Genomic DNA, 21,515 nt, shown 5'->3' with positions numbered 1-21,515 from the left:
GTTGGCGCTAATCGAAAACTGACAACCTTGCCGATTGAAATCTGTCTCGGGCGGCTTGGTGTGGCCCCTATTGACTGCGTTGCCACATCTTCACGTAGTCGACGCTGAAGGTAGACGGCAGATCGGCATCGTCGACGACGCCGAACCATTGCCACATGGCTTCACTGTCAAAGATGATTTGCATGGGGAAGAAGAAGTGCTTGTTCTTCGACTCCCTGACCAGCACGCCATCGACGTACCAGCGCAAGGTGTCGGGCTGCCAGTCGAAGCCGTAGACGTGAAAGTCGTCCGCCAGACGCCAGGGGCTGATCCAGACGCTGCCGTCGGCGATATGTTCGGTGCTTTGCGGCGTGGCCCACAGGTGGGCGTTCATGTTGTAGCTGCGGTCGAAGGCAGCGTTTTTGGTTTTGCCGCCGATTTCAAAGATGTCGATTTCAGTCGCATTGTCAGCCATGCCCGTCCACGCCAGCCAGAATGCGCTGGAGCCTGCGGAGTTCATGGGTTTGGCACGTGCTTCGTAATACCCGTAGAAGCCGCGTTCAAGGGTTCGGACCATGGCGGATGTGTAGTCCTTGAAACCGAGCTTGACGTATTTCTGCGCCAGGGTTTCCTTGCGAAAGACGATGTTCAGGTTGCCATTGCCGACGCTGGCGTTGTTCGGTGTGAACAGCGCCGGTTTGCGTCCGAGCGATTCGTTCCCGATGCCGTTGTTGACGTGCCAGCGCCCAAGGTCGAGGGTGGTGCCATTGAAGTCGTCGGACAGCTTCGCGTTGAGCGTCCATCGACCGACATTGGCCTGGTCCGACAGCGGCAGATTGGCGTTGGTACTGGTCGGTAATGCGCCCAGTGGCCCGACACGGGTCCATGTATCGGCCAGTACGGGAATTGCAATCGACCACTTCTGCGCCAGGTACCCAAACGCATGCTGACGCTCTGCAAGGGAAGCAAACGGTCGGTCATACACCAGCACTTCTGCGATGTCGCCACGGAAGTTATCGGAATTGCCGACGACATTGCGCCCGATGGCATAGGGACCGATCGGCACATCAAAAAGCTCCAGGACGGAAACGGTTGGCTCATACGCAGTGGCCTGTTGCAGGCTGATGGCGAAATTCGGCAGCACGTTATCGTTGGTGGCGGTATTGGGTCGTGAACTGAGCAGCCGCTGCCAGGGATCGACTTTCGCTTGATCGGGTAATCGTCGGGAGACGATCAAAACCGTCACAGGACCTTTGGACGCGCGGATCGTTTTGCCGAGAAATCCCGAAACGTTACTGAACCGCACAACCGAATGACCATTCAAGGCGTTTGCCACGCGCTGTGGCTGCGTGGCGGCATCGTCTGCCGTGGCGTCATTGGACTGACCGGATTTGTCTTTCCAGCGCGCAATGCCTTGCTGCGCATCGATAGTCATCGTCGAAGCATCGGCCCCGTCCAGCCACAGCACCAGACCTGTGGCGGGTGGCTGCGACGGCGCCTGCGCAGCGTCACAACCAAACGCCACCATCAACACACACAGCAGCAGGCATTTGCTCATTCGCGGCATCACTTGACCGCAACCCTTGCCGGAGTTTCGATTGAGGACTGATAACCCTGCGGATTAGACGACTGCCAGCGCCAGGTATCCGTGATCATCTGTTCCAGGCCGCGTTGTGCACTCCACCCCAATTCACGGCCTGCCTTGCTGGGGTCGGCCCAGCACTTGGCGATATCACCGAGGCGGCGCGGGGCGAAGCGGTAGGGAATGGTGATGCCGGTGATGTCCTCGAAACTGTGGATGATCTGCAGCACGCTGTAGCCGATGCCGGTGCCAAGGTTCCAGGAGTTGATGCCGCTGTGGTGCTGCATCACTTGCAAGGCCGCGAGGTGACCATTGGCAAGGTCGACCACATGTATGTAATCGCGCACGCAGGTGCCATCCACGGTGGGATAGTCGCTGCCAAAGACCGTGAGTTCGGGAATTCGGCCGATCGCCACCTGCGTCAGGCACGGCAACAGGTTGTTGGGACGGCCCTTGGGGTCTTCTCCGATCATCCCGCTTTCATGGGCGCCAATCGGGTTGAAGTAGCGCAACAACGCAATGCTCCAGCGTGGGTCGGAATGGCACAGATCGGTGAGCAATTCCTCGATCATGAGCTTGGTGCGACCGTAGGGATTAACCGGTTTGCCGGTGCCGAAGTCTTCCAGTATCGGGGTCTGGGCGGGATCGCCATACACCGTGGCCGAGGAGCTGAACACCAGTTTGAACACCTCATGGGCCGCCATCACCTTGCACAGGTTCAATGTCCCGGCGACGTTGTTGGCGTAATAGTCCAGCGGCTTGCGAACGCTTTCCTCCACGGATTTGAGACTGGCGAAATGCACCACCGAATCGATGTCGTAACGGCTGAAAATCCCGTCGAGCAAGATCGGGTCGCACATATCGCCGTTAATGAAATCGACATGGGTGTCGGTCAATTGCTCAAGACGCGTGATGCACTCGCGACAACTGTTGCACAGGTTGTCGAGTACCAGCACGTGGTGTCCGGCGTTAATCAGCGCCAGGGCGGTATGGGAGCCAATGTAGCCGGCCCCGCCAGTGATCAGCGTAGTCTTGCGCATGGTGAGGGTTTCCTTTTCGGGATTGAATTCAGCGAGCGGTGAAAACCGATTTGAATTCTTGCGGCCAGCGCGGGTGCATGACGCTATACGCCACGGCATAGCTCAGCGCGCCAACCACGATGCAGCAGATCAGGTGCAGGTAGCCTTGAACATCCAATCGGGAAGAAACGGTCAGGACGATCGCTGCCATGACGAGCGAGGCAACCACGCTGCGATAGTTGGTATCGATGAACAGGCGCCAGCCGTAGCCGATTGCGTTGTTCAACCCGTGGACTTGCAGTGGCGTGATGATCGACATCCGGATCAACAGGGCCAGGGCGGCGGCGATACCGCCATAGAGGCTGCCGAAGCAGTAAACCAGCGTCAGTGCCAGCAGCGTGGTTGCCACTTCCGCCTTGATGGTCAGGTAGCTGCGATTGACCGCGATCAGCGCGGTCGTGGCGTACATGGCGGTGTTGCCGATGGCTGCCGTGCACGCCAGCACTTGCAACATGGGAATGGCGTCGGACCATTTGGCGCCGAAAATCAGCAGGATCAGGTCGTGTGCCGTGAGTGCGATACCGATGAACAGGGGCGTCAGCAGGAAACCGCTGATGGCGGTCGAATCGCCGAGGATCGCACGCAACCGTGACGGGTCGGCGCTGCGTCGGGCGAACACCGGCAGGGCATAGCTCAGCAGGCCGTTGTAGATCGCTGTACGCGGCAGCTCGATGATGCGCATCGCCATGTTGAACATGCCGACCGCGTTGGCGCCGGCCGTCATGCCCAGGACCACATTGACACCGCGCTGTAGCGTCTGGGAACTCAGGGCGTTGATGGCCACCGGTGTTCCGGCCTTCAACAGTTCGCGCAAGAACGGGCCGTCAATATTGAACGCCATGCGTCGCGGGTCTGCGCGCATCAACACAATGATGGACACCAACTCCATGATCAGCGCCTGGGCAATGACTGCCCAGGCGCCAAGTCCCCACAGCGCGACAGCGATACCGCCGATGCCGCCACACACCTTGCCCAGTAAAGTACGCGACGCCAGCATTCTGAAGTTGCCGCTTCGGCGCATTTGCGCCACATAGACCCGCGCCATCATGGTGAACAGGATTTTCACCGAGGCCACTGCCGTCATCCATTGCAGCACCGGGTCGGACGTGTAAACGATGGCCACGCACGAGATGACCACGATGGAGACCAGACTGATGAGTACCGAGGCCCAGAAGGCAGTGGCGATGTGTTTTTCTTCCAGACGTTCGAGTCGTACCAGCGGGTCTTCCAGAACCGATGAATACACCAGGCCAATCAACTCGACGATGGCGATGATCACCGTGCCCACACCCAGCTCCGCAGGCGACAGCAACCGCGCATAGGCGACAAACGTGATCATCGACAGGAAGATCAGGCCGAATTTCTCGGTGAAGATCCAGATCAATGTAACCAGACGGTGATTGGCCATGGCGCTCGCCCGTTCAATGAGCAGTGGTCGACGCAGCGGCCTCGCGCAATGTCCTGAGGCGGGCATAGAGGTAGCGCAAGGTCGGTTTGCCGTGGGCGAAGATCAGCGTTTGCCAGGAACACTCCAGCATGCGCCGGTACACATCAAGCACCTCGACATGCTCGCCACGTCGGGAAAAGGCATTGAGAAAGTCGGTGTGGTTGCCCAGCACGAAATCGATCCGCTGCTGCTTGTTGAGCTGAGCGCCATAGCGCTCCAGATACACCTCGATGAACCTGATCTTGTTCTGGTAGTACTTTTTCGGTTGCGCGGTCATGTTGCCGCCGTTGACCGTGCGCTCCAGCAACACCTGTGGCACGGTGTGGACCTCCCAGTGTTCGGCGATCCGGGTCCACATGTAGCGGTCTTCGGAGTAGCGCAGGCTGGCATCGAAGCCGCCCAGTTGCATGATCACATCGCGTTTGACCAGGGCGGTGGATACGCCATTGACCACGTTGGCATGGATGAAATCGTAGAAATGCATGCCTCTCTTGAGGTAGTTGTCCAGTTGCCGCCTGCCATCGCTGTAATTGACCTGCGTATAGCAATCGATCAGTCCCACCGACTTTCCCTGACGGGTGAGTTCTTCATACAGCGCCAGTTGCAGCTCCAGCTTTTGCGGGCGAAATTGGTCATCGGCATCGAGCATCGCCACGAACGTTTCCTGGGAGTGGCGCATTCCGTGGTTACGGGCGCTGGCCTGGCCTTCATTGGCTTGATGCAACAACGTCAGGCGAAACGGCGCCGCGAAGTCCTTGACCCGTTGGGGGCCGTCATCGGTAGACCCATCGTCGACGACGATGACGTGATCGGGCAGTCGGGTTTGCGCGACCAGGGACGCCAGTGTTTGCTCAATGCTGTCGGCGCCGTTGTACATCGGAATCACGACGCACACGGTAGGGGATAAAGCTTGGGCTTGGTCGGACACGGGTTTCTCCTTTTGTTACGCCTTGGCTGAATGGCGCGGCAATTCCCCGTCAGACGGACGCTGACGCAGGGATGCCGTGGATAGATCGGGGGATGGCTCGGAGGCAATCGCGTAACGGCGCCGAAAGGACAGGGCCAGGGTGCAGAACACCAGGAACTCGGCGGAGCGGTAGTTGGGAATCACATACGCCACGTAATTGGTGACCACGAACAAGCCAATGATCACCAGGGCGCTGGCGCGAAACTGTGCCGCGTGGTTCGCCGTCACGGCGCGGTATTGTTTGAGCAGCGCTTCACCCAACAGCAACACCAGCGCAATCAACTGGATAACGCCGCCGTTGAGCAGCGTCTCCATGTAGCCGCTGTGGGCGTTGCCGATGTAGCCCCAGCGAGTGATGAAAGCATTGGCGTCGGGACTGGCCCAGAACGCGCCAAAGCCGTAACCGTTAAGCCATTGTCGGTCGACGAAAGGCGCGAGCAGTTCCCAGATCATCGTGCGGTCCGTGAGCGATGGATCGCGTCCGGCCATTTCCAGCAGCCACGCAAGATGGTTGTACAGCAACAGGCAAACCAGCAGGAATACCACCGTGCAACCGAAAAACAGCCACTGCGAGCGGTTGAGGCGCAAACGGATCAGCGTGAGGAAATACCAGTAGCTCACCGTGCCGGAAACAATCAACGCCACACCGGTCGCCGACTGGGCGAGGATTACGGCGATCAGCGAAAAAAACGAACAGAACACGGCCCAGCGGTTGCGTTGGCGGATCATCGGCAACAACAGCAGGATGGCGATGGCGTTGAGCCGTGCGCCGGCATTCTTTTCGGCAAAGATCCCCCTGAATGCACCTTCGCGAATGCCGCCGGCAATGAAGGCGACACTGGGCATGAGCAGGGCGACGATCAGCCCGATCAGCGCTGCGGCGCCGATGGCACAACCGAGCATGAAGGTGATTTTTTCGAGACTGTAGTTATAGGCAATGAAACCGGCGAAGAACACCACGCTGATCAGCGCGATAAACCGCTTGAGACTCAACATCGGGTCGTGGGACCAACTGATCGACGCAGCGACAAAGAACAGGAACACCAACAAAAAGAAATTGCCCCGGTAAAAGCTTTTGCTGAGGAACACCTTGTTGCGGATGAAGAAGTAGAGCGGCACCAGCAGGGTGATCAGACCGCATATTTGATTGCTGACGTTGCCTGCGAGGTCTTTATCGATGTCGTCGAAACTGGTGACGCCACCCAGCCCGAGGAAAAACGCGATCACCTGGATGTAGAACAGCACGCCGAACAGGGTGAATGCGTCGCGTAGCGTGGAATATCGGATCTGCAGAGTGCTCATGGCGATGGTCTCCCGAGCAACGCGGCCAGATAGGTTTCGACTGCGCTGGCATTCATGAATCGCGCGGCAGCATCGATTCGGGATTGGCGCTGTAGACTTCGCGGTGTGGAGAGCTGCTGGGTAATCGCTTGCGCCAGGGCGATCGGGTCGTCGACGGCCACGAGCGGGGCAACGATTCCACCCACGAGAATGTCTTGCGGGCCATGGGGGCAGCGGGTCGAGACCACCGGCGTTCCCGTGGACAAGGCTTCTACCAGCGCGTTGGGGCTGCCCTCGAAACGTGACGACAGTACAAAGCAATCGGCGGCGGCCACTTCTGCCATGGGGTCGCTGGCGTAGCCTGGCAAGTCAAACCGATCCGCCACGCCCAACGTCTGGGCTAGGTCTTGCAATTGAGGCCTGAGCGCGCCTTCGCCAAAAATGATCAAGCGAACGTCAGGATCCGGTATCGCGGCGAAGGCCGCGATCAAGGTGTCGAAGCCTTTTTGCGGGGCCAGGCGACCCACGGCGACAATCACCGGCGCGGATTTTTGCAGCAGCCAGGGGTGACTCGGCAACCCGGGCTGTTTGTCGCGAAAGTCGTTGTCCAGGACCGGGTTGTCGGCAACGGTGACATCCCGGCGTCGCGCAATCGTGGTGCTGACCAGGTCCTGGGCAACGCCCCGTGAAACGCAGATCACCGGATTGGGAATGAGCCGATACAGCAGCGGTGCCACCAGGTAGGCGACCCGCACCATGAGCTGGCGATTGACGTACTTGTCGTAGGAAAACGCGTTGCGCTCGCTGACGTGCAGCCGTGCCAATGTCCCTGACAGTGTTGCGGCGGCGATCGCCACCACGTTGACGTGGGTGAGGGCAGCCAGTTGCGCATCGAAGCGATTGGCCCGCAGGAATCGCGCAAGTGCCGGCACCGCACGGGCGCTGCGCGGACTTTGCAACTCAACCATTTTTACTCGCGAGTCGAGTTGCCGGGCATGGATGCCGCCACCGGTGAGCATCAACAATGTCACGTCATTGCCCGCGTCCACCAGGGCGCCCGCGAGGCGCATCATCATTTTCTCGGCCCCGCCCGCGTTGAGGTCATGCAGGATAATCAGCAACTTTTTCATTGATTCCATACCTGGTAGTAAGCCTGCGCGGCGTACTGGCTGGTGTACGGGTGGAGGGCCTCGGTGACCATCTTTTTGCTGGGTGCACTGCGACCCTCTGGTGCCAGGCTTTGCAGCATTCCACCCGCCAGCGCCGGTACATCGTTGACGTTGACCAGTTGGCCAAGCCGGCCGTTGTCCAGCAGTTCCCTGGGCCCGGTCTCGCAGTCGCAAGCCAGCACTGGCGTACCCAGCGCCAACGCCTCGATCAGCACGGTGGGCATGCCTTCATGCACTGAACTGAGGATGAACAGTCGCGCGTGCTTGAGCAGGGGATAGGGGTTACTCAGGAAACCCGTGAAATGAACCCGTTGTGCAATGCCCAGACGGCATGCCTGAGAGGTCAGCGTGTCGCGCAGGGGGCCGTCGCCGACGATCAGCAGATCCGGCAACGCTTCGCTGCGCAACGCCAATGCGTAGGCATCGAGTAACAGGTCAAACCCCTTGGGTTCGACCAAACGGCCCAGGCTCAACCAGTAATCGTCGGGAAGCCCGGCGGGCAGCGGGGCCTGGGAGGCTTGCAGCAGCTGCTCGGTGACGACAGCGTTGGGGCAATAACGAATTCGCTGCTGGCCCCAGGGCAGTAAATCCACAAGGGTCTGGCGCAGGGCAGTGGATACCGTTACGACTTTGCCGCCGCCACAGAGGTACAAGGCGTAGAGCAATCGCAGGCTTGAGGGGCCGGTTTTCTGCTCATTGCAATCGAGTGTCGCGTGGCGGCTGTAGATGACTTTACAGCCACTGCCCAAAGTGGCGAACCAGCTACAGAGGTTGGCCTGCTCCTTGGCGGAGATGAGGTGGGTGACACCCTCACGGCGAATGAGTCGGCGCAACAGTACGATGGACTTGAGCAGACCGACGATGCCGCTTCCGCCGCCGTTGAGGTGTTGAATGCCTTCGGTGTCGGGGATGTCGCCGTTCATGACGAAGAAACTCACACGCCGGCCGTCTTTGAGAAACTGTTCGGACAAGCGTTGCTGAACGCGCTCGACGCCGCCGCCCGACTTGAAATCCTTCAAGATAAACAGGATGTGCATGGTCATTCCCCAACCCTGATGGCGACTTGATGCCTGGCGAGCATCACCAACAGCTGCAAGAAGTTGCCTGGGTAGTCGATGAGGTAGCGTTTGATCGTATGGGGTTCGCGATACATTCGATAAAAAGCGCGCAGATGCAGGCGATTGACCAGCGGCGGGTAGTATTGCCGCGTGGCCATGGCTTCCTGGCGAATGAACCCGCCACAGGTGAAGGCGACACCGCCGAAGCCTGCGCGCAACGCATCCTGCACAAACTGCTCTTGCCGTCCTGCACCCAGGCCTACGATCAAAATGTTCGCTTTGCTGCGGCTGATGTCGGCCCGAATGTCCTCGACCTGTGATGCATCGAAGTAGCCGTTGTGATAACCGGCGATGGTTAGCCGTGGATAGAGTGTGTTGATCTTGGAGACGAACAGCTCCAGTTCACTTTGCCGGGCTCCCACGAAATACACGCGCTTGCCCTGTTGCTCGGCGCTGCCCAGTACCTGGTCGGCAATGGACGTGAAGTCGAAGCTGACGCGGCCGATCGTACGGCCGGTGACGCGGGACATGAACGTCGACATCAGCATGCCGTCGCAAAAAAACGCGACGGTGCTTGGAGCCTGCTCGAAAAAACTGCCGATGGACGCAAAGTTGATGAAGGAATAGGCCTGGTTGGCTTCCAGTAACTTCGGTGAGTAATGCCCGACGAGTTCCAACGTGAACATGGCGCGACTCCTGTCAAAGGACCGAGTGGGTCTGTCGGCCCATGGAGATGTAGGTAAAGCCGCGTTTGCCCATGCGCTGGGGATCGAACAGATTGCGTCCATCAAAAATCAGTGGTTGCTTGAGCTGGGCGCCGAGCAGGTCGAAATCCGGTGCGCGAAAGGACTGCCACTCGGTGACGATGATCAGTGCGTCGGCATTTTTCAGGGCCGCTTCCTTGGTGCCCGCCAGTGTCAGGTCATCGCGCGAACCATAAATGCGCTGGGCCTCTTCCATGGCCTTGGGGTCGAATGCCTGGACGCTGGCGCCGGCCTGCCACAAGGCTTCCATCAATACCCGGCTGGGGGCTTCGCGCATGTCGTCGGTGTCAGGTTTGAAACTCAAACCCCACAAGGCAAACGTCTTGCCGCGAAGGGCACCGTTGAAATGACTGAAAATCTTGCTGTACAGGCTGGTTTTCTGTTCGCAGTTGCGCGTCTCGACGGCCTTGAGCACCCGGGCGTCGAAGTCGACGTTGGTGGCGGCCTGTATCAGTGCCCGCACGTCTTTGGGGAAGCACGAACCGCCATAGCCAAGGCCGGGGTAGATGAACTGATAACCGATGCGTGGATCGGAGCCGATGCCATGGCGCACCTTCTCGATATCGGCGCCGAGTTTTTCCGCGAGGCAGGCCATTTCGTTCATGAAGCTGATTTTGGTGGCCAGCATGCAGTTGGCGGCGTACTTGGTCAGCTCGGCACTGCGAATGTCCATGACGATGATTTTTTCGCGGTTGCGATTGAACGGTTCGTACAGTTCGCGCATCAGTTCTTCGGCGTGGGCACTGTCGGTGCCGATGATGATCCGGTCGGGGCGCATGCAGTCTTCCACTGCGCAGCCTTCCTTTAGAAATTCCGGATTGGAGACCACATCGAACGTCAGGTCGCAGCGACCGTTGTCGGCCAGCACCTGCGCAATGCACGCACGCACCCGATCGCCGGTGCCCACCGGCACGGTGGATTTGTCGACGATGACGTGGTGGCGATCCATGTTCTGCGCGATGGTTTGCGCCACGCTCAACACGTATTTGAGGTCTGCCGAGCCGTCTTCGTCAGGGGGCGTGCCGACGGCGATCAACAGTACATCGCCGTGCTGAACTGCGCGGGGCAAGTCCGTGCCGAACTGCAATCGCCCACTCTGGTAGTTGTCGCGCACGAGGCTGTCCAGGCCGGGTTCATAGATGGGCAACGTGCCTTCCTTCAGCGCCTCCACCCTGGCAGCGTCGACGTCGACGCAGAGCACGTTGTGGCCGACCTCCGCCAGTGCGGCGCCCTGGACGAGGCCTACATATCCAATACCGAATACGCTCACATTCATGTTCAATCCTCGGATCGTCATAACCGCAAAGGGCAGGGCATCAGTAGATGTTTTTGGAGAACAACGTGAAGGGGGTCTTGATCAGGATCTTGATGTCGAGCCACAGCGACCATTGGTTGATGTAGTTGAGGTCCTGGGCGACGCGTAGCTGCATTTTTTCCACCGTCTCGGTTTCGCCACGATGCCCTGTGATCTGGGCCAAACCGGTAATGCCCGGCTTGAGGCGATGGCGAGCCATGTAGGCGCGCACTTTTCCGGTGTAGTAAATGTTGTGGGTGACGGCATGGGGGCGAGGGCCGACCAGGGCCATGTGGCCGAACAAGACGTTGAACAGTTGTGGCAATTCGTCGATGGAACTGCGCCGCAGGAAGCGTCCAAGGGGTGTGACGCGATCGTCTTCCCGCGTGGCCTGACGCACGTCGCTGTCGTCGTGGACGCGCATGGAACGAAATTTCCAGACCGTGATGACTTCACCGTTGCAACCGTGACGGTTCTGCTTGAACAGTACCGGACCGGAAGACGTGAGCTTGACGGCGGCCGCCACCACCACCAGCAATGGACTGAGCAGCATGATCGCCATGGCGGCCAGGCTGCGTTCGAACAGGTCTTTGCAAAACAGGCTGGCGGGGTGTGAGCTGATCAGGCTTTCGTTGAGGTAGATGGCCGGCATCCGCTCGATTTCCGAGATCGAATGATTGAGCAGCACCATGCTGCCGAAGTCCGGGATCCACACCACGTCGACGTTCATGTCCAGAAGGTCGATATACAGCGCTTCGATGGTGGCGGCATGGGACATGGTCAGGACGATGTAGACGCGGCGCACCTCCAGGCGGGTGATGATTTCGCGGATCGAGTCGACATGGCCGAGCAGCGGCAGGATGCTGGGGGCCGGGCCGCTCTCTTCCTCTGCGGCGATAAATCCCAACACCAGCGGACGGTCAGACCTGGAAAGCTTTTTTGCCAGCTCCTTGGCGGTCGGGCAGGTGCCGATGATCACCGAACGGCGTTCGTTGCAGACCATCCGGGCATGTAGCCTGGCGAAGTAATGCAGGGGCAGATAACTTGCGGCCTGGACCACGAAACCCAGCACCGCCCAGACCATGATCACCTGGCGCGAATAAATCACACTGGTCTGGGTGAAGAAGGCAATGGCTGCCAGCACGGCCAGCAGAATCAACCAACCGGCCAGCAATCTGCCGAGCCCCACCAGCAAACCATGGCGCTTGTGGTAAACGTGCATCACGCTGTAGATCGGCACCGAACCGAGCACCGTCAGAATTATCAGAATGCGGTATTCACTGGTCAGGCTGCCTACGCGCCAATAAACGAGCAGCATCAACAGCGAGATGGCCAGCGTCATCGCACACAACCATTGCCCCCAGAACGTCAGGCCTCGGCGGTGTGTCATGTGAGCGGTATAGAGCGGTGTCATGGGCTCGACCTCATTGCAGAAGTAAACGTCAGCGCTTTTGTGACAGCCAAAGCGCGGCCCCCGGGCGCTTTTTCAAAGCTCGGTAGAGGTGAAGCAGGCAGAGGTGAAGCAGCGTGTTGTGATGACGTATGTTGTGTAGCGGCAGAGGCTACCTGCGCGCCTTAGCGAGGCGCGAAGTCGTAGTTATATAACGTCTTGGAGTGGAGATAGCCGTACTTGCGCGCCTTGCGCATGTCGACCTGGTTGAGCACGGTGCCGAACACCGGCACATGGCTCTGTTGCAACATGGCAATGCCTTTTTGCACTTGGCTGATCGGCGTGCTGTCAGCCTTGACCACGTAGATCACCGCATCCGAATGCCTGGCCAGCAACAGTGCGTCGCTGATCATTTCCGCCGGTGGTGAGTCAATGATGATGTGCCGGTACCGCGACTTGAGCACCTCAAGCATGCGCGCCATGCGCGGTGAGCTGAGCAGATCCTGCGGCGGAGGCTGGCGCGGCGGGTTGAGTGAGTCAGCGGGGGAAGGCAGAAGCGGCGCGGCAAACAGATCCAGCGAAGGCGGCATGACTTTGCCGGCCAGCAGCATGTCCAGATTACCCACCGAAACGATGCAGTCTTCGAGCCTGGCGGTGCCGGCAATGACATTGGCCAGGCCTGGGCTTTCCGGCGGAAAATCGAAGTTTGACGAAAGGGTAGGCTGGCGCATGTCAGCATCGATCAGCAGCACACGCTCCAGGGACGTGAGCGAACTGGCCAGATTGTTGGCAATGGTACTTTTACCCTCGCCGGCGACGGTCGAGGTCACCAGAACCACCTGCGACGGCATATCACTGCTTTGCAACATCAGCCAGGTGCGCAGATTGCGGATGGTCTCGGAAAAACGCGGGTTGTCGTTGTCCTCGAACAGTCGCGCCAATTGCCGGCGGTTTTTCTTCATCACCAACGGTATGACGCTGAGCAGAGGAACGTTAAGCGCGCTTTCGATCGTCTCGTCGGTTTTGAAGGTGTTGCTCAGGCTTTCGAAGAGCAACGCCAACGCAATCCCGACTACGGTCGCGACCAGCCCGACAATGGCGACAATCAACGTTTTGCGGGGCTTGCTGGCTTCTATCGGGACGATGGCCGGGTCGACGATGCGTACTTTGGTGGAGTCCATGTCGGAGGTCGCGGCGGTTTCCTTCAAGCGGGTGACGAAGGTTTCATAGAGCGCGCGGGTGCTGTCGACCTCACGCTGGAATTCGCGCAACTGGAACTCCTTGCGAGCAATGTCCTGGATCTGCGCCTTGTTGCTGTTGAAGGACTGGCGTAACGAGGCTTCGCTGGCCGAGGCGAGCTGGTATTGCCGTTCGATACCGGCCACCACCTGTTGCACCTGCAGTTGCAGGCTGGTGGTGGCGGCTTTCAGTTCGGACTGGGCGGAAATCAGGCTAGGGTGTTTCGCCCCGTAGCGGCCGGACAGCTCATCGACCTTGGCCTGGGCCTTGGCCCTGTCCGCCTGAAATTGCTGGACCAAAGGATTGCTCAATACCGCAGGCACGCTGGAAAGCCGGCTCAGATCGCCGTTGCTCAACGCCTTCGCCTGGCGGTATTGGCTCTCTGCTTCAGCGCGATTACGACGGGCGTCGACCATGCGGTTGCCCGTCATTTCCAGTTCGTTGGCACTGATGGTGGCGACGCCTCCGACGTCGACCAGACCTTGCTCTTCACGATATCCCTGAAGTTTCTTCTCGGCCGCCCGCAGGTTGTCGCGCAGCTTGACCAGGCGAATGTTCATCCACGCAGTGGTGGTTTGCGAGGACTTCTCGCTGGTGTCCAGCTGGCTGTCCGTAAAGCCTTGGGCGAGCGCGTTAGCCGCCGCCGCCGCCAATTCAGGGTCCGGTAGCTCCACCTCGATTTCGAGCAATTGGCTCTTGCCAATGAACTTGACGCTGGTGTGCAGCATGAGGTTTTGCGTGACCTGATTGAAGACGTCTTCTTCAGTCGGCGCCTCCTCTACCGGTATGTACCTGCCAAGTCCTGGAATCCATTGATCGAGCTCAAGATCGGCCAGCCATTTGCGCGGCGTGAACCAAGGCTTGGGTTGCTGGCGCGGGTCGGTGATCGGGTTAGTCGTCAGGCCGAGTTTTTTTACTGCTCGTTCGGCAAGGTCCCGCGATTGCAGGAGCGCTTGTTGTGTTTGCAAGTAATCGGTGGCGTTGCTGCCCGAATCCTTGACCTGCTGGAAGGACATCAGCGGCGGCGTTTTATCGTTGAACAGCAATGTGGTGCTGCCGATGTATTGCGGCGTAATGGACGAGACCACAATAGCCGCAAGCGCACAGCACCCCAGCACGAACCATGCGATGTTCCACTTGGCGCGCCATATCACTCTCCAGAGTTTGAGCAGGTCAATGGTGTCCTTGTCTTCGCTGTACTGTTGATATACATGCGTTTGAAGGGGACGTTCAACGTAGGTGCTAGGGCTGTTGTCCATGATCAGAAGAACCCTTGTGCAATGGAAATGGTGTCGCCGGGGGCAATCGTGGTGGTCCGCTGTACCTCATCGGTCAGCGTCGCGCTGCCATCACCGCGTACGATGGTCACGCGTTTGATCGAGGCTCGTTCGGTCAAGCCACCGCCCAAGGCAATGGCTTTCTCCAGTGTCAAACCGGGTACGAAGGGATAGCTGCCGGGTTTGTGTATTTCGCCATTGATGTAGAACGAACGGTATTCGATCTGGCTCAGGCTGACTTTCGGGTCGATCAGGTAACCCTGCTTGAGCCCATCGACGATGATCTTTTCCACTTGCCCGGGGGTGAGTCCCTTGGCGGAAATCTCACCCAGGAAGGGGTAGGAAAAAGTGCCGGCATCGCTGAGACGAATTTTTTTCATGCTCAACTCCGGCTCGCCAAACACGATGATGCGCAAGACATCGCCAGCAGCCAGTTTGTATTGGTTGCCGGGATCCGCGGCATGCGCATTGGGAAGCAACCCCAGAGCGAGCAACAGGCCCAGAGTTTTCGCGTTCATGTCCAAACCCTCTGCTTAAAGGCTTACGTTGAAACTCAACTGGAAGATGTTGCGGGTGAAACTTTCATCGTCGGCATCAGAGTCGTTATCGCGGTAGCGATAGCCGAGTTCGATATCCAGCCATCGACGCATCTCGTAGATCACGGCCAGGTTGTAGTCCTGAAGGTTGTCGGTTCGGTTTTGACCTTCGTAGACGTAGCGACCGTATCCGGCTTGCGCCACCGTGGTGACGCGTTCGGTCCAGCCATGGCGCCAACCGACCTGGGTGAAGGTGGACTTGACGGCATCGGCGCCGTCATCACCTTCGGCCAGGGCCTGGCGGGCGACGAAGGTAAAGGTTGAATAGGTCCGTGGTTTCCATTGCATGTCCACTTGCCAGGTGGGATTGTCGAGGTCTTTGGATTGGCTGTTGTCGAAGTCTTTTTTCTCATAACCGATGCGCACCTTGCCGGTGGTGCGGGCGGTGATGTCCCATACGGCACCGGCCAGCACGGCATTGGAGGTGCTGCTGCGGGTGCTGTCGGATTGCAGGTAATCAAATTTGGTGTGGTCGTATTCCAGAATGCTGCGGGTATTGCTGCCGAGGCGGTGGTACCAGGTGCTCGTCACTCCCGTGGTATTGCGCTCTTTGTCATCGTTGATTCCGTCGGAGTTGTCGGACCTTAGCTCTGCGTAACTGGCCCCGAAATCGATCTGGTTGTCAGCACTTTTGGCGCCATAGGTGTACAGACCATTCACCCGTTTATTGTTGAGCTTGTCATTGATGCCTTCGACGGCTGTCGATTCCGTGCGCTCGTACTTCCTGTATTCGGCTTCGAGTTTCAGGCGATGGCGGTCGGTGAATTCCATGATGCTGTCCGCCCGCACCCGTTGTCCGGTGTAGGACGCATCAGACTCGTCGTGATAAATGTAGCGGCTGGGCTGCCAGATCAGTCGGGTGGCGCTGTTTCGATCTTCGGCCTTGAGTTCGAAGTTCGGCACTATCTTGGTCACCATCGAGGACTGTGGATTGTTTTCCACTTCCCGAAAGTTATCGTCATAACTTTCTGCCACTATCAAGGACGGGGTGAAATCGAACCCATATATTTCTATGGGCGCCGGATCGATACTCCAGGCCATCCCAGGGTAGAGAGAGGCCATGATGAGTGCAAAAGGGCAGCGTGATTTCAAAACCATGTCATAGCTCCCGGCAAAGCATCCAGGTTCAGATGGTTAATTATTTATCTGCAATGAGGGATGCTGGCGTTCGAGATCACTTAATGGCACGCAAATGGTTTGATCTCGATTTAAAAACTGCAGCAGGATCACGACGCGCTCAGATCCTTGGGACGATAGAAAAACACCCTCCAGGGACGACAGTGGCCCTCGAACGATGTTCAATTGTTCGCCCGGCTTGAGGGGCTCGTTATTTTGCGATTCCGGTATTTCACAGCGCCCACGCAAATGCTCGATGACATCCTCGGACACCGTTGCAGGACCATGATTGAATTCGACGATACGACTGACGCCACGGGTGGACCGTATGGGCGACCAGTTGTCGTTACCGCCAAGATGGATAAACAAATATCCAGGGAAGAGGGATTCGCGCACACTTTGCGGTCTACCGCGAATCACGCGTTCGCTCATAAGCTGAGGATGGAAAACAACATAGTTTTGTTGAAGCAGGTTGACGTGTGCACGGTCATCCTGGTGAGGCTTGCATTGCAACAGGTACCACTGAGACCGTTCAGAATATAATCCGGGCATGCTGATAAACTCCGTAATGATCGAAAGTTTAAGCAGGCAGCGGCTCTTCAGAAGCCATGAAGTTCAAGTCAGGCAGTGTTGTTATTCTTTTTAATATTACGTAGGGCTGTGTCAGATCTGAATCACTTAGTGTTACCCTGGTGAAGCAGTGTTCTTGAGTTTTCGTTATTTCTGACAGCGTAATTGATATAAGTCTTAGGCATTTTATCCCAGGCAAAGCTACCGCACGGTCTACGTGGCAGGCCTGGGAGTTGGTACGTTAGTTAGACGCCTTAGAAAAAGTGGCTAACGAACAAGTGGCGTCCGAGCCCTTTTTCATTCAACCCGTGTAGTTATTGACTACCCTCGACAGCCTGTCAATCGTTCTTCGTCAAAAAACGTGCCTTCTATCCAAAAGGACGAACGGTATTAATCAACTACTTGTTTTTTCTAGTTTTTATTATCTCGTCGGGCGGATAAAACTTTCCAGACTGTCAATAGTCCTCCTCATTGAAGAACTAAGTGATACGTTCAGCCAGAATGGGGGACTTGATAGGAATGTGGATCCCATCTTCGGCAAGACTATAACTAATTGCCTTCGGTTGGGTAATGAAGCAGCACACCATGACCGTTCTTGTGACAGGCGCTGCAGGCTTCATCGGGCATCACACGGTAAAACGCCTGTGCCACGACGGTGTTGAAGTCGTCGGTATCGACAACCTTAACGATTACTACAGCGTTGAGCTCAGTATGAGTCTCTTGGCCGGAGCTACGGGCTCGGCATGTCCGGTAAATCCATGTTTATCTTTCGCCAAGCGGCTTGGGCAAAGCTGTAAACCGAAAAGGCGATCAACCCGAAGGCCATCACCATCAGAACCATGCCTCCAGCCGGCAGGTTCTGCAGAGCAACGAGTGCGTCCTTCATGCCCGGTGGATTCAGGGCTTTGTAATTCGAGCCACTGAATATCAGTAACAGGGCGATTTCGATAAAGACGATTCCACGGGCTATAAGACCGAGCCGCGACACCGGACGCACGTACTGCATGACGTCTTCGTCCGCTTCAAAATATTTTTCGAACGACGCCTTCCATCCCTTGATGATATGGGCGATGCCGACGCCAAGCGGTACGAGTGCGATGAGGTACACCAGTAGATTCGAGTGGTCCCAGGATAGAAGGTGCGCCAGCAAATCCTTGGTTTGCGCACCTTCGGAATTGCCCGATCTTTTGATGCCGCCAATGAGCAGACTCAAGGCAAAAACTGCCAATGCACCATTGACGATGCCTGCGGCCAACAAACCTGCACGAATAACCAATCCTTTAATTTTTTTACCGTGATGATCAACGTCGCGTATTGCTTGCAACATTCGCCATCCGGCGAAGGCGAATAGACCTGCGACCACCAGTGCAACCAGAACATAACCGAATGGCTGGCTTAACAGTGCTTCCAGGCTCCTGTGACTGTCCTTGGGTTTGGTCGAGTCGAGGGCCGCCAGTAGCGCGAAGACACCGATGATCAGATACAGAACGCCTCGAGCGGCATATCCGCCCCGAGCGAGTACGACAAGGCTCCGTTGAGTGGACATAACGACAAACTCCCGCGCGTTTAAAGGAGCAGACCTGACTGTTGCGCGGGGGTTCGATTGAAGGCGTCAATAGTACAAAAGACCTGCGGCCCGGGCTCGCAAAGCCATCACCAGGTTCGCTGGAATCGTTTTAATTTCGCCAGGCCAGAGCGCCAGGTGTCCCCGGAATTCTTTCGACTCATCATCGTATTTAGAAAGGTCAGCAAGCAAAAAGCTGTATCGATTGAGGTAGGCCGCCGACAAATCATCGGCCAATGCCCTTGCAGGCTCTCCAGCTGCGGCCAGACACCACTGGACTATTTCAATGATTCGTTCGTGTGGTGATTGCGGCGTTACGCCGAGCATGAATTCCAGAATGTACTTGTTATAAAGAAGCGCGCCTTGCTCGGGTTCATCGGTAGGGTTTCCCGGACAATGCCGTCGTTCCCAAGGCAGCATATAAACCATTTTTTCCATCACAGTCTGAAGAACATAATCCGACGGCTTCACCAATCGATGCATAATCTTCTCCGAAAAAAACTACGGTCAAGCTATGGTAGCTCATCCGTGGAGGCCAATAGCCTCTATGGGAAAAGGATGTTGGGCCGCAGCCAATCTGTGTAGGAGCTGCCGCAGGCTGCGATCTTTTGATCTTGCTTTTGATAATCAAAAGATCGCAGCCTCGTTGCACTCGACAGCTCCTACAGGTGCTGCGCTCTGACAGAAAGTGAGTGAACGCATTCTTCTGTAGGAGCTGCCGCAGGCTGCGATCTTTTGACCTTGCTTTTGAAAATCAAAAGATCGCAGCCTCGTTGCACTCGACAGCTCCTACAGGTGCTGCGCCGAATGGCCGACTCCCTGCATCGCGAGTTCTCATCAAAAGGGAAAGCTTCTCGAAGTAATTTAACTCCAGTATATTGTTGGTTATGTGGTGATTTTAAAGATAAAGCACAGAATATGAGAATTACGTGGCTTCAAGGCTTGAAGAAGCTTAATTCTATTATTTTGGGTATTGAGTGCAGACTGGATGGTTAAGGGCCGATATGTTGGATTTAAGCTTCAGCAAGCCAAGTGAGATCGTCAAGCGAGTTTGCGATCGCCTGCGCCTGGAGCGCCTGGCTCAACAGATGACTCAAGCCGAGGTTGCCGCTCGCGCGGGAATCGGGACCAATACCGTGTCCAACCTCGAAGCCGGGCGCAACGTAGGGTTCGAGAATGTGGTTCGGGTGGCCATGGTCCTTGGACGAACCCGGGAGTTTGAGGATCTGTTCATGCCCAAGCTGGACAGCCTTGAAGACATTCGCCGCTACGAGGACAGCGTCAATCGTCAACGAATCAAGAGGAAATCCGACGGTGCTTGAGCAAGTTGAGGTCTACTTCGATGGGTGGGGGCAGCGATGGTTGTGGGGCACGCTTGTTTCTACGACTGCCATCAGCGGTCGCCCGCAAATTGTGTTTGAGTTCAGCAATGAGGCTAAAAGTAGAGGCCTGGAGCTGTCGTCCTACACACTGCCATTGAAGGGGCCCCAGTTACGCCGAGATTTTCCGTCCCACCAGTTGGGTTTGCCAGGGCCTGTCTATGACTCATTGCCTGACGGTTGGGGCATGTTGCTGATGGACCGATTGTTCAAGCGCCGTGGCCTCAACCCGGCACGTGTCGGACCGTTGGAGCGACTGGCCTATATTGGCAACAATGCCATGGGGGCAATGTCGTTCGTGCCCGTAGCGCCCGAGGCCCAGAAGCCGCAAGCGCATATTTCCCTTGAGCTGCTTGCGGCTGAGATCAAGGACGTTCTCAATGGAGAGGGTGGGGAGTTCCTTCAGACGTTGATGTTGGTGGGGGGCTCGCCTCAAGGCGCCCGACCCAAGGCGCTGGTCTATCGTGACCCTCAAACCGGAGCCTTCACCACTGCCGCCAAATCTGGCTTTGAAGCCTGGCTGATCAAGTTCCCGGCAAAAGAAGAACATCCCGAGGTATGTGCTATCGAAATGGTCTATGCCGAGTGCTTGCGCAAGTGCGGTATCCAGACCCCGGACACGCAATATTTCAGTTTGCCCAATGGCCAGGCAGCCTTCGCGAGTAAACGTTTCGATCGTCTGGACGGTCAGCGAGTGCCCATGCAAAGCCTTGCAGCCTTTACCGGCGCTGACTACCAGTCACCGGGGGCATTGGACTATGTCAACTTCTTGCGCGCTACACAGATGTGCAGCAACGATGTGCGAGAGAAAGCAGTCGCTTATGAGCGTGCCGTCTTCAACGTCGCGTTCAACAACCGAGACGACCACCCCAAAAACTTTGCCTACGTCATGTTGCCGTCCGGTGCATGGCAGTTGGCGCCGGCCTACGACGTGACTTTTTGTGAAGGGCCGGGCGGATATCACCAGATGGACGTGATGGGCGAGGCCCTGGAAATTCACCGAGATGCGTTGCTCAGGCTTGCAGAAGAAGCCGAGGTCTCGGTGGAGGCTGCTGGCGATCTCATTGACAGAATCTGCAACGTCGCCAGCCAGTTTGCGGCCATTGCCGAGAACCTGTTCCCAGGTGTGATTACCCAAGACACTCTAGATACCATTCAACGCCGAATCGACGAGAACATCGGCCTGCTGCGCTAACGCTTGGCGATACCTGCGCACCCACCGCGGAATTTTGAACTCCAGATCCCGGGCTCATTCCTATCTCACATGACACTGCACTCGGCATTAATGTGACGATGACCCACCAACAGCTGCATGGCCGCGAGCCCGGCGCGATCTTCGAAACGGATCTTCCAGCACGTCTGGACCGCTTGCCGTGGGGCGCTTTCACTCACTGCTGGTGCTCGCCCTTGGCATCACCTGGTTGCTCGACGGCCTGGAAGTGACCCTGGCGGGCTCGGTGTCCGGCGCGCTGAAAGATAGGCGCTGCGCTGATGGGTGTGGCGGCGCTGGTGCAAGCGTTCTGGGGAATGGCCGCAGAGCGTCGAGCGTTGGAGCACGTGGCCGGGCCTTTGTCCCAGGCCGGGGATTGAGGGTAATGCCTGTAGGAGCCGGCTTGCTGGCGATGGCGGAGTCTCTGGTGACATTGATGTTGGATGTGCTGGCCTCTTCGCTGGCAAGCCAGCTCCCACAGGTTTGCGTTGTTTGGTGTTCACCTGGCACGACACAAATCCCCTCACACGCATTCGCGTCTAGAATTCCACTGC

Annotated in this window: 18 protein-coding genes and 2 pseudogenes; 4 read left to right on the top strand and 16 right to left on the bottom strand. The window is 57.4% G+C overall.

The features are described 5' to 3' along the window. Window positions 1-67: 67 nt before the first annotated feature. The 14 genes from ACRESJ_RS12335 to rfaH form a co-directional block, all read right to left on the bottom strand. Window positions 68-1,537 carry a family 16 glycosylhydrolase gene (locus tag ACRESJ_RS12335; protein ID WP_431758137.1) on the bottom strand — a complete coding sequence of 490 codons (1,470 nt, stop codon included), beginning with the start codon at window positions 1,535-1,537 and terminating at the stop codon, window positions 68-70. A gap of 8 nt (window positions 1,538-1,545) precedes the next feature. Beyond that, the gene (gene galE / locus ACRESJ_RS12330; protein WP_431758136.1) at window positions 1,546-2,601 is read right to left on the bottom strand and encodes a UDP-glucose 4-epimerase GalE; all 1,056 of its coding nucleotides are present in this window, start codon (window positions 2,599-2,601) and stop codon (window positions 1,546-1,548) included. Window positions 2,602-2,629: 28 nt separating this feature from the next. Beyond that, complete coding sequence (locus ACRESJ_RS12325) at window positions 2,630-4,048, bottom strand: oligosaccharide flippase family protein (RefSeq protein ID WP_431758135.1); 1,419 nt, start codon at window positions 4,046-4,048, stop codon at window positions 2,630-2,632. 13 nt (window positions 4,049-4,061) lie between these two features. Then, entirely contained in the window at window positions 4,062-5,015 is a 954-nt protein-coding gene (locus tag ACRESJ_RS12320; protein ID WP_431758134.1) for a glycosyltransferase family 2 protein, read from the bottom strand. A 15-nt stretch (window positions 5,016-5,030) separates the two neighbouring features. Then, window positions 5,031-6,356 (bottom strand): O-antigen ligase family protein, encoded by a 1,326-nt coding sequence (locus tag ACRESJ_RS12315; protein ID WP_431758133.1) that lies wholly within the window; start codon window positions 6,354-6,356, stop codon window positions 5,031-5,033. Beyond that, complete coding sequence (locus ACRESJ_RS12310; RefSeq protein WP_431758132.1) at window positions 6,353-7,465, bottom strand: glycosyltransferase; 1,113 nt, start codon at window positions 7,463-7,465, stop codon at window positions 6,353-6,355. Before ACRESJ_RS12310 ends, ACRESJ_RS12315 begins: the two co-directional genes overlap by 4 nt. Continuing rightward, window positions 7,462-8,547, bottom strand: a complete 1,086-nt coding sequence (locus tag ACRESJ_RS12305; RefSeq protein ID WP_431758131.1) for a glycosyltransferase — start codon at window positions 8,545-8,547, stop codon at window positions 7,462-7,464. Before ACRESJ_RS12305 ends, ACRESJ_RS12310 begins: the two co-directional genes overlap by 4 nt. Next, window positions 8,544-9,248, bottom strand: coding sequence for a WecB/TagA/CpsF family glycosyltransferase (locus ACRESJ_RS12300; RefSeq protein ID WP_431758130.1), 705 nt, complete (start codon window positions 9,246-9,248; stop codon window positions 8,544-8,546). Before ACRESJ_RS12300 ends, ACRESJ_RS12305 begins: the two co-directional genes overlap by 4 nt. Before the next feature lie 13 nt (window positions 9,249-9,261). After that, on the bottom strand, window positions 9,262-10,602 hold the full coding sequence (locus ACRESJ_RS12295; RefSeq protein ID WP_431758129.1) for a UDP-glucose dehydrogenase family protein: 1,341 nt from the start codon (window positions 10,600-10,602) through the stop codon (window positions 9,262-9,264). Window positions 10,603-10,642: 40 nt separating this feature from the next. Continuing rightward, window positions 10,643-12,034 (bottom strand): undecaprenyl-phosphate glucose phosphotransferase, encoded by a 1,392-nt coding sequence (locus ACRESJ_RS12290; RefSeq protein WP_431758128.1) that lies wholly within the window; start codon window positions 12,032-12,034, stop codon window positions 10,643-10,645. Window positions 12,035-12,195: 161 nt separating this feature from the next. Continuing rightward, window positions 12,196-14,508: a GumC family protein gene (locus ACRESJ_RS12285; protein ID WP_431758127.1), complete on the bottom strand. Its 2,313-nt coding sequence runs from the start codon at window positions 14,506-14,508 to the stop codon at window positions 12,196-12,198. A gap of 2 nt (window positions 14,509-14,510) precedes the next feature. Further along, a complete protein-coding gene (locus tag ACRESJ_RS12280) occupies window positions 14,511-15,044 on the bottom strand; it encodes a polysaccharide biosynthesis/export family protein (RefSeq protein ID WP_431758126.1) in 534 nt (177 codons plus the stop codon). Window positions 15,045-15,059: 15 nt separating this feature from the next. Then, window positions 15,060-16,220 carry an outer membrane beta-barrel protein gene (locus tag ACRESJ_RS12275; RefSeq protein WP_431758125.1) on the bottom strand — a complete coding sequence of 387 codons (1,161 nt, stop codon included), beginning with the start codon at window positions 16,218-16,220 and terminating at the stop codon, window positions 15,060-15,062. Between the two features lie 36 nt (window positions 16,221-16,256). Next, window positions 16,257-16,790, bottom strand: coding sequence for a transcription/translation regulatory transformer protein RfaH (gene rfaH / locus ACRESJ_RS12270; protein WP_431758124.1), 534 nt, complete (start codon window positions 16,788-16,790; stop codon window positions 16,257-16,259). Window positions 16,791-17,393: 603 nt separating this feature from the next. On the opposite strand from rfaH, the pseudogene ACRESJ_RS12265 reads away from it, so the two are divergent. Beyond that, window positions 17,394-17,531, top strand: a pseudogene (locus ACRESJ_RS12265) (NAD-dependent epimerase/dehydratase family protein); the annotation flags it as partial. Between the two features lie 7 nt (window positions 17,532-17,538). On the opposite strand, the gene ACRESJ_RS12260 reads toward ACRESJ_RS12265, so the two are convergent. Next, window positions 17,539-18,354, bottom strand: a complete 816-nt coding sequence (locus tag ACRESJ_RS12260; protein ID WP_431758123.1) for a DUF1206 domain-containing protein — start codon at window positions 18,352-18,354, stop codon at window positions 17,539-17,541. A 66-nt stretch (window positions 18,355-18,420) separates the two neighbouring features. Continuing rightward, the gene (locus tag ACRESJ_RS12255) at window positions 18,421-18,855 is read right to left on the bottom strand and encodes a hypothetical protein (RefSeq protein ID WP_431758122.1); all 435 of its coding nucleotides are present in this window, start codon (window positions 18,853-18,855) and stop codon (window positions 18,421-18,423) included. Window positions 18,856-19,376: 521 nt separating this feature from the next. Between ACRESJ_RS12255 and ACRESJ_RS12250 the strand changes: the two genes are divergently transcribed. The 3 genes and pseudogenes from ACRESJ_RS12250 to ACRESJ_RS12240 form a co-directional block, all read left to right on the top strand. Continuing rightward, complete coding sequence (locus ACRESJ_RS12250; protein ID WP_431758121.1) at window positions 19,377-19,694, top strand: helix-turn-helix domain-containing protein; 318 nt, start codon at window positions 19,377-19,379, stop codon at window positions 19,692-19,694. Beyond that, window positions 19,687-20,946, top strand: coding sequence for a type II toxin-antitoxin system HipA family toxin (locus tag ACRESJ_RS12245; protein ID WP_431758120.1), 1,260 nt, complete (start codon window positions 19,687-19,689; stop codon window positions 20,944-20,946). The genes ACRESJ_RS12250 and ACRESJ_RS12245 overlap by 8 nt, the downstream gene beginning before the upstream one ends. A gap of 98 nt (window positions 20,947-21,044) precedes the next feature. Then, window positions 21,045-21,358: pseudogene (locus ACRESJ_RS12240) on the top strand (hypothetical protein); the annotation flags it as partial. Window positions 21,359-21,515: the final 157 nt, after the last annotated feature.

This window comes from Pseudomonas sp. (assembly GCF_050739655.1).
GTDB lineage: Bacteria > Pseudomonadota > Gammaproteobacteria > Pseudomonadales > Pseudomonadaceae > Aquipseudomonas.
Note: the sequence above shows the minus strand (reverse complement) of the source record. Positions and strands in the feature narration are given on the sequence as shown.

What these genes read in the sequence shown, in the direction of transcription:
- ACRESJ_RS12335 (WP_431758137.1), bottom strand. Translation starts at nt 1,537, where the DNA reads ATGAGCAAATGCCTGCTGCTGTGTGTGTTGATGGTGGCGTTTGGTTGT.
- galE (WP_431758136.1), bottom strand. Translation starts at nt 2,601, where the DNA reads ATGCGCAAGACTACGCTGATCACTGGCGGGGCCGGCTACATTGGCTCC.
- ACRESJ_RS12325 (WP_431758135.1), bottom strand. Translation starts at nt 4,048, where the DNA reads ATGGCCAATCACCGTCTGGTTACATTGATCTGGATCTTCACCGAGAAA.
- ACRESJ_RS12315 (WP_431758133.1), bottom strand. Translation starts at nt 6,356, where the DNA reads ATGAGCACTCTGCAGATCCGATATTCCACGCTACGCGACGCATTCACC.
- ACRESJ_RS12310 (WP_431758132.1), bottom strand. Translation starts at nt 7,465, where the DNA reads ATGAAAAAGTTGCTGATTATCCTGCATGACCTCAACGCGGGCGGGGCC.
- ACRESJ_RS12305 (WP_431758131.1), bottom strand. Translation starts at nt 8,547, where the DNA reads ATGACCATGCACATCCTGTTTATCTTGAAGGATTTCAAGTCGGGCGGC.
- ACRESJ_RS12300 (WP_431758130.1), bottom strand. Translation starts at nt 9,248, where the DNA reads ATGTTCACGTTGGAACTCGTCGGGCATTACTCACCGAAGTTACTGGAA.
- ACRESJ_RS12295 (WP_431758129.1), bottom strand. Translation starts at nt 10,602, where the DNA reads ATGAATGTGAGCGTATTCGGTATTGGATATGTAGGCCTCGTCCAGGGC.
- ACRESJ_RS12290 (WP_431758128.1), bottom strand. Translation starts at nt 12,034, where the DNA reads ATGACACCGCTCTATACCGCTCACATGACACACCGCCGAGGCCTGACG.
- ACRESJ_RS12285 (WP_431758127.1), bottom strand. Translation starts at nt 14,508, where the DNA reads ATGGACAACAGCCCTAGCACCTACGTTGAACGTCCCCTTCAAACGCAT.
- ACRESJ_RS12280 (WP_431758126.1), bottom strand. Translation starts at nt 15,044, where the DNA reads ATGAACGCGAAAACTCTGGGCCTGTTGCTCGCTCTGGGGTTGCTTCCC.
- ACRESJ_RS12275 (WP_431758125.1), bottom strand. Translation starts at nt 16,220, where the DNA reads ATGGTTTTGAAATCACGCTGCCCTTTTGCACTCATCATGGCCTCTCTC.
- rfaH (WP_431758124.1), bottom strand. Translation starts at nt 16,790, where the DNA reads ATGCCCGGATTATATTCTGAACGGTCTCAGTGGTACCTGTTGCAATGC.
- ACRESJ_RS12260 (WP_431758123.1), bottom strand. Translation starts at nt 18,354, where the DNA reads ATGTCCACTCAACGGAGCCTTGTCGTACTCGCTCGGGGCGGATATGCC.
- ACRESJ_RS12255 (WP_431758122.1), bottom strand. Translation starts at nt 18,855, where the DNA reads ATGCATCGATTGGTGAAGCCGTCGGATTATGTTCTTCAGACTGTGATG.
- ACRESJ_RS12250 (WP_431758121.1), top strand. Translation starts at nt 19,377, where the DNA reads ATGTTGGATTTAAGCTTCAGCAAGCCAAGTGAGATCGTCAAGCGAGTT.